Origin of the sequence: Pseudomonas sp. MG-9 (assembly GCF_018729515.1) — a bacterium.
Taxonomy (GTDB): Bacteria; Pseudomonadota; Gammaproteobacteria; order Pseudomonadales; family Pseudomonadaceae; genus Aquipseudomonas; species Aquipseudomonas serboccidentalis.
This window is the reverse complement of the sequence record NZ_JAHHZH010000004.1, coordinates 229,243-241,058: the sequence shown is the minus strand read 5'-3', so window position 1 is coordinate 241,058 and position 11,816 is coordinate 229,243. Positions and strand designations below refer to the sequence as shown.

The following is an 11,816-nucleotide window of genomic DNA, read 5'->3' as shown; positions in this document are numbered from 1 at the left end:
AAGGTTTTTCATGCACCAAAACGGGTCACTTTCAAATTTGCACGCTACATTAAGGGGCGAGATTTTCCCCTTTATTGCGCTTCGCACCGCGGGAAGCGTGAATTTGGGGCAAAAAACCCATGGTGGGGCACTGGCATGCAATTTGCTCCCTTGTGAGGCAGGTTGCCTTGGCAGAGTATCTGCGCCGGCATCACCCATATTAAGGGCATCCACTACCAAGCCCTAAGCCACCCGGAGGACACTATGTCGAAGTCGGTTCAACTCATCAAAGATCATGACGTCAAGTGGATTGATCTGCGCTTCACGGACACCAAAGGCACTCAGCACCACGTGACCATGCCGGCTCGCGATGCGCTGGAAGACGACTTCTTCGAAGTCGGCAAGATGTTCGACGGTTCCTCCATCGCTGGCTGGAAAGGCATCGAAGCCTCCGACATGATCCTGCTGCCGGACGACGATACTGCCGTTCTCGATCCGTTCACCGAAGATCCAACCCTGATCCTGGTGTGCGACATCATCGAACCGTCGACCATGCAAGGTTACGATCGTGACCCGCGCGCCATTGCTCACCGCGCCGAGGAATACCTGAAGACCACCGGTATCGGTGACACCGTCTTCGCCGGTCCAGAGCCAGAATTCTTCATCTTCGACGAAGTGAAGTTCAAGTCGGACATCTCCGGCTCGATGTTCAAGATCTACTCCGAACAGGGTTCGTGGATGTCCGACCAGGACATCGAAGGCGGCAACAAAGGCCACCGTCCTGGTATCAAAGGCGGCTACTTCCCGGTTCCGCCGTTTGACCACGACCACGAAATCCGTACTGCCATGTGCAACGCACTGGAAGAAATGGGCCAGACCGTTGAAGTTCACCACCACGAAGTGGCGACTGCCGGTCAGAACGAAATTGGTGTCAAGTTCAACACCCTGGTGAAGAAAGCTGACGAAGTTCAGACTCTGAAATACGTTGTACACAACGTTGCCGACGCTTACGGCCGCACCGCGACCTTCATGCCGAAGCCACTGTACGGCGACAACGGCTCGGGCATGCACGTCCACATGTCCATCGCCAAAGACGGCAAGAACACCTTCGCTGGCGAAGGCTATGCCGGCCTGTCCGAAACCGCCCTGTACTTCATCGGCGGTATCATCAAGCACGGTAAGGCCCTGAACGGCTTCACCAACCCGGCCACCAACTCCTACAAGCGTCTGGTGCCAGGTTTCGAAGCTCCGGTAATGCTGGCCTACTCGGCGCGCAACCGTTCCGCCTCGATCCGCATTCCTTACGTCAACAGCCCACGTGGCCGTCGTATCGAAGCGCGCTTCCCGGATCCGGCTGCCAACCCGTACCTGGCTTTCGCAGCACTGCTGATGGCCGGCCTGGACGGTATCCAGAACAAGATCCACCCAGGCGATGCCGCTGACAAAAACCTGTACGACCTGCCGCCTGAAGAGGCGAAAGAGATCCCACAAGTTTGCGGCAGCCTGAAAGAAGCCCTGGAAGAGCTGGACAAGGGCCGTGCGTTCCTGACCAAGGGCGGCGTGTTCTCCGACGACTTCATCGACGCTTACATCGCGCTGAAATCCGAAGAAGAAATCAAGGTTCGCACCTTCGTGCACCCACTGGAATATGAGCTGTACTACAGCTGCTGATCCGGTAGCGCCGCGCTACGCGGCGTGACAAAAAGAGGCCTCCTTCGGGAGGCCTTTTTTGTGCGCGCTCATCCATGGATAATCCGCCGCCTCTGCGCCACAACTGGCGCCTTGACGAAGGGATTCGCATGAAGTGGTTATGGGCTCTGCCCCTGATGACCGGCCTCGCCTGTCAGGCTGTGAACGCAGCTGAGTTTTATGAAAACAAACCACTGGCTCATCCGCTGATCCAGGGATTGCAGGAAAGCTCGGCCACTCTGGCATTTATCAAAGAAGCTGGCGGCGTCAAAGGTTACTACTGCGTCTGCGACACGCCTGAGGCAAACCCGCAGCTGCTGGATGACTTCGGTCAGGCGACCATCGATTCGGTATTTCTCAAGTCACTCGACAGCGAGGATCCGACGCGCTTCGTGCTATTCCGACAAAACGATCGCTACAAGGTCTACGCCTACAAATACGACGCCAATGATCAGCTCTACAGCCGCGTCACGCTCCTGCAGCCGGCGCTGGATCGTATCACCGAAGGCCAGAAACGCCTGGATGCGCTGACCGTCAAGAAAGCCCTTAGCCGTATCACCCCGCTCAACTATCGTTTCTTCTACGAAGCGTCCGGCGTGCCGGAGTTCGACCAGCTCGATCTCAGCCAAGGAACGCTGGTTAGCTATTACAGCCAGTACTACGACCCACTCCCCGACCCGACACCGGACGACGAACCGTACTTTTTCAAGAAGACCTATCAGGAAAAAGACGGACGCTTTCTGACCGTCACCTTCTGGCGCTGGCTCGACAAAACCCTCGTCGAGGGCAACCGCACGCTGTACAACTATCGGGTCAGACGTATCGCCTGGGAATCCGACCCGATGAAATTCACCGGCGGTGAAGATGGCCAATCGGTGTCTTATGATTCCGGATCCATCTCAGCCCAAGGCGCCTACAAGCAGGGTGTGCGTACCGGTCCGTGGTCTATTTCCAAAGACGAGAAATATTCGGAGTCCGGTCATTTTGCCGAGGGTAAACGGGAGGGGCAGTGGTCCATTTATCAGGACGGGCAAACGCTGGACGGCGAGTACCACAATGATTTGCGTGAGGGCCGCTGGCAACTTCACAACTACGACGACATGGAGTGGGTTGCCAGCGGGTTCCAGACCTATGCCCACGGACAACTCAATGGCCCGAGCGAACTGACCACCGCCGGCACCACCGAGCGCGGCAGTTATGTCGACGACAAGCGCCAAGGCCTGTGGACAACCAAAGCAGGTACCGGCAACTACACCGACAACCTGCAAAGTGGCCCATGGACACTCAAGGCCGACAACGGCCACACCCAGACCGTGAACTTCGTCGCCGGCAAAAAAGACGGCGAGCTGCGCGATACCGACGCCAATGGCGCTTTGACTTACATCGAGCATTACGAGGCTGGTGTCCTGTCTGGCGCCCGCGAAAGCGTACTTGAGGCGGGCGTTTCACGATAAAGATCCGGGCGGTTTGTGTGAGCGGATGTTGTCCCGGTTGGGCTTACCGCCGTCCCTGGCCTATGCTGCAAGCCAATCTCATTGTTGATCGGTCGAGTCCATGGGTCGTGGTCTTCTATTCCTCCTGCTGGTGATCGCCCTGCCCGCCGCCGCGCAGATCTACAAGTACACCGACACCAACGGCAACACGGTCTACAGCGATCATTCGCCGGACGGCGTACAGGCGCAGCCAGTGGAGTTGCCGCCGCTCAACAGCGTCGAGCCCCAGGCACCGAGCGCACCGGCGCCTTCCAGCACGGACAAACGCCCAGCGGCACGCAACGCTTATGAAGTGCTGGAACTGACTGGCCTGCCCAGCGAAGAAGCCCTGCGCGCCAACAACGGCACGTTCACCGTCAATGTGCTGATCACACCGCGTCTGCAGGCGCCGCACCAATTAAGGCTGGTCCTGGACGACGAGCCGTACGGCCAGCCGAGCAACGTGCCGATCCTGCAACTGGTGAATATCGATCGTGGTGAGCATCGCCTGGCGGTGCAGGTGATTGATGGTCAGGCAATCATCCAGCAGAGCCCGGTCGTGGTGCTTACGGTGCAGCGGGTGCACAAGCCATGAGAGGCGTCTGGCTGATTCTGTGCCTGCTGGCCCTGCCCGTTTCGGCGGAGGTCTTCACCTATGTCGATGCGCAGGGCAATCGCGTCTACACCGACCAGCCGCGTGGCAACGCCAAGCGCGTACCCATCGCGACCAGCAATCGCATGTCGGCCAACCCCACGGCCGCCGTGCCGATCAGCACTGCAAAAAAATCCCTGGAGCAACCGCTGTTCCACTACGACATGCTGCGCATTCTGATTCCCGAGCCGGACGCGACCATCCGCAGTAGCGCCGGTGAATTGATCGTCAGCGTCACCAGCGAACCGGGCCTGCAACACGGTCATCGCTATCGCCTGCTGCTGGACGGCCAGGCCACAGGCGAACCGGGCTTGAGCCCGGTATTTGCGTTAAGCAACATCGACCGGGGCAGCCACAACCTGTCGGTGGAAATCCTCGATGAGCAAGGCCGCACCGTCGAACGTACTGCCAACCAGCCGTTCCACATGCTGCGCATCTCGCTTGCGCAGAAACGCCAGGTCAAACCCTGCGTCGGCGAGGACTACGGCGTGCGCCCGGAATGCCCGCTGAAGGACAAACCGCCCGAGCCGAAAAATCCCTTCCTGCGTTTCTTCTAACGCCGCCCAGCTTTGCGCACTATATTGGTGCAACAAGCTGCACCGTACCCACATTCCAACCCATTTTGGTTCGAAAGTACCCGCCAGCCCCGGCAGGACGCCACGCAAACGAGCGTCAAACGCCTGTTTCAGGGGTTGAGCGCTTCTTTTCGGAGCCTTGGTTTGGTTTTTGCATTTTCCTCGCATCAGCGCTTAGTTCTCGCGCACGCCTTGCTCCAAAAGGGGTCCAGATGACCATAAGCGACGCAATCCACCGTTTGCTGCTCGACAACCTGACCACCGCCACCATTCTGCTCGACGCCGAACTGCGCCTTGAGTACATGAACCCGGCGGCGGAAATGCTGCTGGCCATCAGCGGTCAGCGCAGTCATGGACAGTTCATCAGCGAGCTGTTCACCGAATCCACCGAGGCGCTCAACTCGCTGCGTCAGGCGGTGGAACAGGCACACCCGTTCACCAAGCGCGAAGCGATGCTCACCGCCCTCACCGGCCAGACCCTGACCGTGGACTACGCGGTGACGCCGATCCTCAGCAACGGCGAGACCATGCTTCTGCTGGAGGTACACCCGCGTGATCGCCTGCTGCGGATCACCAAGGAAGAGGCGCAATTGTCCAAGCAGGAAACCAGCAAGATGCTGGTGCGCGGCCTCGCCCACGAGATCAAGAATCCGCTGGGTGGCATCCGTGGCGCCGCGCAGTTGCTGGCCCGCGAACTGCCGGAAGACAACCTGCGCGACTACACCAACGTGATCATTGAAGAGGCCGACCGCCTGCGCAATCTGGTCGACCGCATGCTCGGCTCGAACAAGCTGCCGTCGCTGGCCCTGTGCAACGTCCACGAAGTGCTCGAACGCGTCTGCCAGCTGGTCGAAGCGGAAAGTCAGGGCTGCATCACCTTGGTGCGCGATTACGACCCGAGCATTCCCGACGTGTTGATCGACCGCGAACAAATGATTCAGGCCGTACTGAACATCGTACGCAACGCGATGCAGGCGATCAGCAGCCAGAACGAGCTGCGCCTGGGCCGCATCAGCCTGCGCTCCCGGACCATGCGCCAGTTCACCATTGGGCACGTCCGCCATCGCCTGGTGACCAAGATCGAGATTATCGACAACGGCCCCGGGATCCCGGCGGAACTCCAGGAAACCATCTTCTTTCCCATGGTCAGCGGCCGCCCGGACGGTACCGGGCTGGGCCTGTCCATCACCCAGAACATCATCAGCCAGCACCAGGGCCTGATCGAGTGTGACAGCCACCCCGGCCACACCACGTTCTCGATCTTTCTGCCACTGGAACAAGGAGCCACATCGACATGAGCCGTAGTGAAACCGTGTGGATCGTCGATGACGACCGTTCTATCCGTTGGGTTCTGGAAAAGGCCTTGCAGCAAGAAGGCATGACCACCCAGAGCTTCGACAGCGCCGATGGCGTGATGAGTCGTCTGGCCCGTCAGCAGCCTGATGTGATCATTTCCGACATCCGCATGCCGGGCGCCAGTGGTCTGGACCTGCTGGCGCGGATTCGCGAACAGCACCCACGGTTGCCAGTGATCATCATGACCGCTCACTCCGACCTGGACAGCGCAGTGGCCTCGTATCAGGGCGGCGCCTTCGAATACCTGCCCAAGCCGTTCGACGTGGATGAGGCGGTATCGCTGGTCAAGCGCGCCAATCAGCATGCGCAGGAACAGCAAGGCCTGGAAGTGGTGCCGGCACTGACCCGCACCCCGGAAATCATCGGCGAAGCGCCGGCGATGCAGGAAGTGTTTCGCGCCATCGGCCGCTTGAGCCACTCCAACATCACTGTGCTGATCAACGGCGAATCCGGCACCGGTAAAGAGCTGGTGGCCCACGCCCTGCACCGCCACAGCCCGCGGGCGGCCTCGCCGTTCATCGCGCTGAACATGGCGGCGATCCCGAAGGATCTGATGGAGTCCGAGCTGTTCGGTCACGAGAAAGGCGCGTTTACCGGCGCGGCAAACCTGCGGCGCGGACGTTTCGAACAGGCTGACGGCGGCACGCTGTTCCTCGATGAAATCGGCGACATGCCGGCCGACACCCAGACCCGCTTGCTGCGGGTGCTGGCTGACGGCGAGTTCTATCGCGTTGGCGGGCACGTGCCGGTCAAAGTCGACGTACGGATCATCGCCGCGACGCACCAGAATCTGGAAACCCTGGTGCACGCCGGGAAATTCCGTGAGGACTTGTTCCACCGCCTCAACGTGATCCGCATCCACATTCCACGCCTGTCGGATCGTCGCGAAGACATTCCGACCCTGGCCAAGCACTTCCTCAGCCGCGCCGCGCAAGAACTGGCAGTGGAGCCGAAGCTGCTGAAAACCGAGACCGAGGAATACCTGAAGAACCTGCCATGGCCGGGCAACGTACGGCAGCTGGAAAACACTTGCCGCTGGATCACCGTGATGGCGTCCGGGCGCGAGGTGCACATCAGCGACCTGCCGCCGGAATTGCTGAGCTTGCCGCAGGATTCGGCACCGGTGACCAACTGGGAACAGGCACTGCGCCAGTGGGCCGATCAGGCCTTGGCCCGTGGCCAGTCGAGCTTGCTCGACAGCGCAGTGCCGGCATTTGAGCGGATCATGATCGAGACCGCGCTGAAGCACACGGCCGGTCGCCGTCGTGATGCGGCGGTATTGCTCGGTTGGGGTCGCAATACCCTGACGCGCAAGATCAAGGAATTGGGGATGAAAGTGGATGGCGGGGATGATGATGAGGGGGATGAGGGTTAAGCCCTGAGCTCATCGCTGCCCGTTACATCCATTCGCGAGCAGGCTCACTCCTACAGGGGAACGCATTTCAACGGTAAGAGTGAGCCCGCTCGCGATGCTTTTAGGCCTGCGTGCACCGCATCAATGCACGATGACCCGTGATCGGGCATCGCAACCTGTTCAAAAAACATCCAGCAAAAACTGAAAAACCCAAGCCACAGAAACGCGAAAGCCCCGAATGACGGGGCTTTCGCGTTTCTGAGAGATTTTTCTGTTTCCAAATACTAAAACTGGCACGCCCCCTGCAATAACCCTCACAGGTGATTCGATTCACCACCCGTTTCGGGGACCTTGGTACAGGCAGGCCGGGGATTCCCCTCTTTACACCGGACGCACACCGCAACGCGATGCGCCCACCCTTTTGGGATCCTTGGTACAGGCAGGCCGGGGGTTCCCTCTTTACACCGGACCGACGCTCTCAGCGAAGTCCACCCCGTTTTGGGAACCCTGATACAGGCAGGTCAGGGATTCCCGCTTTTATTGCTCCCGGAGATGGATCTCCAGCCGCCAGCGGTCATCGACCTGACTGCCGGCCCAGTCCCCCTGCAGCGGCCGCGCCGCCAGCACCGTCAACAACAAACCACCATCACTCACTCGCGTCCGCCAATTCACGTCCTTGCCGTTGAGCCTGAGCTGACCCTTCTGCGCATTACCTTCAGCCTGAAACAGCAGGGCCACGGTGCCGTCGATGATCTCGCCGTGCAGTTTGGGCTCGTTGTTGAACCAGACCACCAGGCCGTCATCCGTCACGTCGACCTGCTGCAGCACGCTCGGATCTGGCGTGGTCAGGCGACCGATCATCAAACCGACCATCAGGCCGAAAATCGCCAGCGAACCGATCACCCGCGGGAATAGTTTCGAACGCGGGTCGGCTTGCGGCGTAGAATGCGCGTCATCTTTACCTTCGGAGCCGTGCATGTTTCACGTCATCCTTTTTCAACCAGAAATTCCGCCGAATACCGGCAACGTTATCAGGCTGTGCGCCAACAGCGGCTGCCACCTGCATTTGATCGAACCGCTGGGTTTCGAGATGGACGACAAGCGCTTGCGCCGGGCCGGCCTCGACTACCACGAATATGCCACGCTGCAGCGCCATACCGACCTCGCCAGCTGCCTTGAAAGCCTGGGCAACCCACGGTTGTTCGCCTTTACCACCAAGGGCTCGCGGCCGTTTCACGACGCCGCGTTCGTCCCTGGCGATGCGTTCATCTTCGGCCCGGAAAGCCGTGGCCTGCCGCCAGAGGTGCTGGACGCCCTGCCCGCCGAACAGCGCCTGCGCCTGCCGATGCGTGAAGGCTGCCGCAGCCTGAACCTGTCCAACACCGTGGCGGTGGCCGTGTACGAAGCGTGGCGGCAGAACGACTTCAAGTAACACCGCAGCGGACCTACAACCCTCTGTAGGAGCTGCCGAAGGCTGCGATCTTTTGATCTTGTTTTTCGGGGATCAAGATCAAAAGATCGCAGCCTTCGGCAGCTCCTACACGAAGGTTTCGTTTACCCCATGAAAAAAGCGCCGTTTGAAGGCGCTTTTTTCATGGGGCAAACGAAGCTTTTATTGAACGGTTGGCGTCTCGCCGCTTTCCTGCATGCGCTGCAGCTCTTGCGCGTACAGGGCGTCGAAGTTCACCGGAGCCAGCATCAGGGCCGGGAACGAACCACGGGTCACCAGGCTGTCCAGGGTTTCGCGAGCGTACGGGAACAGGATGTTCGGGCAGAACGCACCCAGGGTGTGGCTCATCGAAGCCGCGTCCAGGTTCTTGATCAGGAAGATACCGGCCTGTTGCACTTCAGCGATGAAGGCCACTTCGTCGCCGTTTTTCACGGTGACGGACAGGGTCAGCACGACTTCGTAGAAATCGTTTTCCAGTTCTTTCTGACGGGTGTTCAGATCCAGACCGACGGTCGGATCCCACTGCTGGCGGAAGATCGCCGGGCTTTTCGGAGCTTCGAAGGACAGGTCGCGTACGTAGATGCGCTGCAAGGAGAATTGCGGTGCGGTTTCTTCTTCGCTGGCTGCAGTGTTCTGTTGGTCAGTCATCTCAGATCCTTATCGATCTTGGGTCTTTTAGGGAGTGCTGTACGTGGGTGCAGCCGTTCAGGCCTTGAGCAGCGCGTCGAGCTTGCCGGCGCGCTCCAGGGCATACAAATCATCACAACCGCCGATGTGCTTTTCACCGATCCAGATCTGCGGCACGGACGTGCGTCCGGCTTTCTGGGTCATTTCGGCGCGCACCTGCGGCTTGCCATCGACCTTGATCTCTTTGAAGGCCACACCTTTGTTCGCGAGCAATTGCTTGGCTCGCATGCAATAAGGGCAGTAATCGCTGGAGTAGACGATGACTTCGCTCATATCACTTCACCAGCGGCAGGTTGTCGCCTTTCCAGCTGGAGATCCCGCCGGACAGCTTGGCGGCGGTGAAGCCGGATTTCATCAGTTCGCGGGCGTGGGTACCGGCGGTCTGGCCCAGGGCGTCGACCAGAATGATGGTCTTGGCCTTGTGTTTTTCCAGCTCGCCGATGCGCGCAGCCAGTTTGTCCTGGGGAATGTTCACCGCGCCAACGATGTGGCCGGCAGCGAAATCCTTCGTCGGACGGATGTCCACCACCACGCCTGCTTCTTTGTTGACCAGTGCGGTCAGCTCGCCGGTGCTCAGGCTTTTACCGCCGCCCTGCATGGTGTGGGCAAGCAACAGAGCCAGCAGTACGACGAAGATACCGACAAGAATGTAGTGGTTAGTGGCAAATTCAATCAGGTGAGCAACCATCGAAGGAGGTTCCAGGGCGTTAAAATGTCGGCCAGTATACACAGCCGCTATGGTGGGCCAAACCCCGTCCGGCGGTGACGCCGCAGGAACTTCGCTTTAAACTCCTACTCCCTTTTCCATCGCCCTCTTCTTTATTAGCCACGAGTGGATTCCATGACTACCACGCCTAAACCTTTGGTCCTGATGATTCTCGACGGCTTCGGTCACAGTGACAGCCACGAATCCAATGCCGTGTATGCGGCGAAGAAGCCGGTACTTGATCGCCTGTGGGCCAGCGTGCCGAACGGTTTGATCTCGGGCAGCGGCATGGACGTCGGCCTGCCGGACGGTCAAATGGGCAACTCCGAAGTCGGCCACATGAACCTCGGCGCCGGTCGCGTGGTGTATCAGGACTTCACCCGTGTGACCAAAGCGATCCGCGACGGCGAGTTCTTCGAAAACCCGACCATCTGCGCCGCCGTGGATAAAGCCGTGGCTGCCGGCAAGGCCGTGCATTTCATGGGCCTGCTGTCCGATGGCGGCGTGCACAGCCACCAGGATCACCTGATCGCCATGGCCGAACTGGCCTTCAAGCGTGGCGCCGAAAAAATCTACCTGCACGCCTTCCTCGACGGCCGCGACACCCCGCCGAAAAGCGCCACTTCGTCGATCGAACTGCTCGACGCGACCTTCCAGGCGCTGGGCAAGGGTCGCATCGCCAGCATCGTCGGTCGCTACTACGCGATGGACCGTGACAACCGTTGGGACCGCGTATCCCAGGCCTACAACCTGATTGTCGACGGCAACGCCGAATTCAACGCGGCCACCGCCCAGGCAGGCCTCGATGCCGCCTATGCCCGTGGCGAGAGCGACGAATTCGTCAAAGCCACCACCATCGGCGAGCCGGTCAAGGTTGAGGACGGCGATGCCGTGGTGTTCATGAACTTCCGCGCCGACCGTGCCCGCGAGCTGACCCGCGTGTTCGTCGAAGACGATTTCAAGGAGTTCGAGCGCGTGCGTCAGCCGAAACTGGCCGGCTTCGTCATGCTGACCCAATACGCCGCCAGCATCCCTGCGCCATCGGCCTTCGCCGCCGGCAGCCTGGAAAACGTGCTCGGCGACTATCTGGCGAAGAACGGCAAGACCCAGCTGCGTATCGCTGAAACCGAAAAATACGCGCACGTGACCTTCTTCTTCTCCGGTGGCCGTGAAGAACCGTTCCCGGGCGAAGAGCGCATCCTGATCCCGTCGCCGAAAGTCGCCACCTACGACCTGCAACCGGAAATGAGCGCACCGGAAGTCACCGACCGCATCGTCGATGCGATCGAACACCAGCGCTACGACGTGATCGTGGTCAACTATGCCAACGGCGATATGGTCGGCCACAGCGGCGTGTTTGACGCTGCGGTGAAAGCCGTGGAATGCCTGGACACCTGCGTCGGCCGCATCGTCGAGGCACTGGAAAAAGTCGGCGGCGAAGCGCTGATCACCGCCGATCACGGTAACGTCGAGCAGATGTCCGACGCGTCCACCGGCCAGGCGCACACCGCGCACACCACCGAGCCGGTACCGTTCATTTATGTCGGCAAGCGTGACCTCAAGGTCCGCGAGGGCGGCGTACTGGCGGACGTGGCACCGACCATGCTGATGCTGCTGGGCCTGGAGAAACCGGCGGAAATGACCGGTACGTCGATTCTGGTCTGACCCGAATCAATAAAACACCGCAAAACCCTGTAGGAGTGAGCCTGCTCGCGATAGCAATCTGACAGTCAACTACTCTGTTGAATGTGAGAACGCCATCGCGAGCAGGCTCACTCCTACATTGGTTTGTGGAGGTTTCAAAGATTATTTTCAGCTGTATCTCCAGCCAGTTATCACACAAGCCCAATTGGGCGTTTTTTTTGCAGCGTCGGGCGGGCATACTAGGCCGTCCAT

12 protein-coding genes are annotated in these 11,816 nt (G+C 59.8%); 8 read left to right on the top strand and 4 right to left on the bottom strand.

Annotation, left to right across the window (positions count from 1 at the left end; all coding sequences use genetic code 11):
- Positions 1–243: 243 nt before the first annotated feature.
- The 6 genes from glnA to ntrC all read left to right on the top strand — a co-directional run bounded on the left by glnA (position 244) and on the right by ntrC (position 7,098).
- Positions 244–1,650 carry a glutamate--ammonia ligase gene (glnA, locus tag KKQ10_RS12045; RefSeq protein WP_127648584.1) on the top strand — a complete coding sequence of 469 codons (1,407 nt, stop codon included), beginning with the start codon at positions 244–246 and terminating at the stop codon, positions 1,648–1,650.
- A gap of 128 nt (positions 1,651–1,778) precedes the next feature.
- Entirely contained in the window at positions 1,779–3,122 is a 1,344-nt protein-coding gene (locus KKQ10_RS12040) for a toxin-antitoxin system YwqK family antitoxin (protein ID WP_215501222.1), read from the top strand.
- A 100-nt stretch (positions 3,123–3,222) separates the two neighbouring features.
- A complete protein-coding gene (locus tag KKQ10_RS12035) occupies positions 3,223–3,735 on the top strand; it encodes a DUF4124 domain-containing protein (protein WP_215501221.1) in 513 nt (170 codons plus the stop codon).
- The gene (locus KKQ10_RS12030) at positions 3,732–4,349 is read left to right on the top strand and encodes a DUF4124 domain-containing protein (protein WP_215501220.1); all 618 of its coding nucleotides are present in this window, start codon (positions 3,732–3,734) and stop codon (positions 4,347–4,349) included. Before KKQ10_RS12035 ends, KKQ10_RS12030 begins: the two co-directional genes overlap by 4 nt.
- 230 nt (positions 4,350–4,579) lie before the next feature.
- Positions 4,580–5,665, top strand: coding sequence for a nitrogen regulation protein NR(II) (gene glnL / locus KKQ10_RS12025; protein WP_127648581.1), 1,086 nt, complete (start codon positions 4,580–4,582; stop codon positions 5,663–5,665).
- On the top strand, positions 5,662–7,098 hold the full coding sequence (gene ntrC, locus KKQ10_RS12020; protein WP_127648580.1) for a nitrogen regulation protein NR(I): 1,437 nt from the start codon (positions 5,662–5,664) through the stop codon (positions 7,096–7,098). The genes glnL and ntrC overlap by 4 nt, the downstream gene beginning before the upstream one ends.
- A 516-nt stretch (positions 7,099–7,614) precedes the next feature.
- Here the strand turns inward: ntrC and KKQ10_RS12015 are convergent.
- Complete coding sequence (locus KKQ10_RS12015) at positions 7,615–8,055, bottom strand: hypothetical protein (protein WP_127648579.1); 441 nt, start codon at positions 8,053–8,055, stop codon at positions 7,615–7,617.
- Here KKQ10_RS12015 and KKQ10_RS12010 point away from each other — a divergent pair.
- Positions 8,054–8,509 carry a tRNA (cytidine(34)-2'-O)-methyltransferase gene (locus KKQ10_RS12010; protein ID WP_215501219.1) on the top strand — a complete coding sequence of 152 codons (456 nt, stop codon included), beginning with the start codon at positions 8,054–8,056 and terminating at the stop codon, positions 8,507–8,509. The two genes, KKQ10_RS12015 and KKQ10_RS12010, sit on opposite strands and share 2 nt — an antisense overlap.
- Before the next feature lie 180 nt (positions 8,510–8,689).
- Here the strand turns inward: KKQ10_RS12010 and secB are convergent, their stop codons facing one another.
- The 3 genes from secB to KKQ10_RS11995 are packed head-to-tail and all read right to left on the bottom strand — an operon-like array spanning position 8,690 to position 9,902.
- Positions 8,690–9,175, bottom strand: coding sequence for a protein-export chaperone SecB (gene secB / locus KKQ10_RS12005; protein WP_215501218.1), 486 nt, complete (start codon positions 9,173–9,175; stop codon positions 8,690–8,692).
- A 57-nt stretch (positions 9,176–9,232) separates the two neighbouring features.
- Positions 9,233–9,487, bottom strand: coding sequence for a glutaredoxin 3 (grxC, locus tag KKQ10_RS12000; RefSeq protein ID WP_127648577.1), 255 nt, complete (start codon positions 9,485–9,487; stop codon positions 9,233–9,235).
- Position 9,488: 1 nt separating this feature from the next.
- Positions 9,489–9,902 (bottom strand): rhodanese-like domain-containing protein, encoded by a 414-nt coding sequence (locus KKQ10_RS11995; protein ID WP_025110926.1) that lies wholly within the window; start codon positions 9,900–9,902, stop codon positions 9,489–9,491.
- 153 nt (positions 9,903–10,055) lie between these two features.
- Between KKQ10_RS11995 and gpmI the strand changes: the two genes are divergently transcribed.
- A complete protein-coding gene (gene gpmI / locus KKQ10_RS11990) occupies positions 10,056–11,585 on the top strand; it encodes a 2,3-bisphosphoglycerate-independent phosphoglycerate mutase (RefSeq protein ID WP_215501217.1) in 1,530 nt (509 codons plus the stop codon).
- Positions 11,586–11,816 lie beyond the last annotated feature (231 nt).

What these genes read in the sequence shown, in the direction of transcription:
- glnA (WP_127648584.1), top strand. Translation starts at nt 244, where the DNA reads ATGTCGAAGTCGGTTCAACTCATCAAAGATCATGACGTCAAGTGGATT.
- KKQ10_RS12040 (WP_215501222.1), top strand. Translation starts at nt 1,779, where the DNA reads ATGAAGTGGTTATGGGCTCTGCCCCTGATGACCGGCCTCGCCTGTCAG.
- KKQ10_RS12035 (WP_215501221.1), top strand. Translation starts at nt 3,223, where the DNA reads ATGGGTCGTGGTCTTCTATTCCTCCTGCTGGTGATCGCCCTGCCCGCC.
- KKQ10_RS12030 (WP_215501220.1), top strand. Translation starts at nt 3,732, where the DNA reads ATGAGAGGCGTCTGGCTGATTCTGTGCCTGCTGGCCCTGCCCGTTTCG.
- glnL (WP_127648581.1), top strand. Translation starts at nt 4,580, where the DNA reads ATGACCATAAGCGACGCAATCCACCGTTTGCTGCTCGACAACCTGACC.
- ntrC (WP_127648580.1), top strand. Translation starts at nt 5,662, where the DNA reads ATGAGCCGTAGTGAAACCGTGTGGATCGTCGATGACGACCGTTCTATC.
- KKQ10_RS12010 (WP_215501219.1), top strand. Translation starts at nt 8,054, where the DNA reads ATGTTTCACGTCATCCTTTTTCAACCAGAAATTCCGCCGAATACCGGC.
- KKQ10_RS12015 (WP_127648579.1), bottom strand. Translation starts at nt 8,055, where the DNA reads ATGCACGGCTCCGAAGGTAAAGATGACGCGCATTCTACGCCGCAAGCC.
- secB (WP_215501218.1), bottom strand. Translation starts at nt 9,175, where the DNA reads ATGACTGACCAACAGAACACTGCAGCCAGCGAAGAAGAAACCGCACCG.
- grxC (WP_127648577.1), bottom strand. Translation starts at nt 9,487, where the DNA reads ATGAGCGAAGTCATCGTCTACTCCAGCGATTACTGCCCTTATTGCATG.
- KKQ10_RS11995 (WP_025110926.1), bottom strand. Translation starts at nt 9,902, where the DNA reads ATGGTTGCTCACCTGATTGAATTTGCCACTAACCACTACATTCTTGTC.
- gpmI (WP_215501217.1), top strand. Translation starts at nt 10,056, where the DNA reads ATGACTACCACGCCTAAACCTTTGGTCCTGATGATTCTCGACGGCTTC.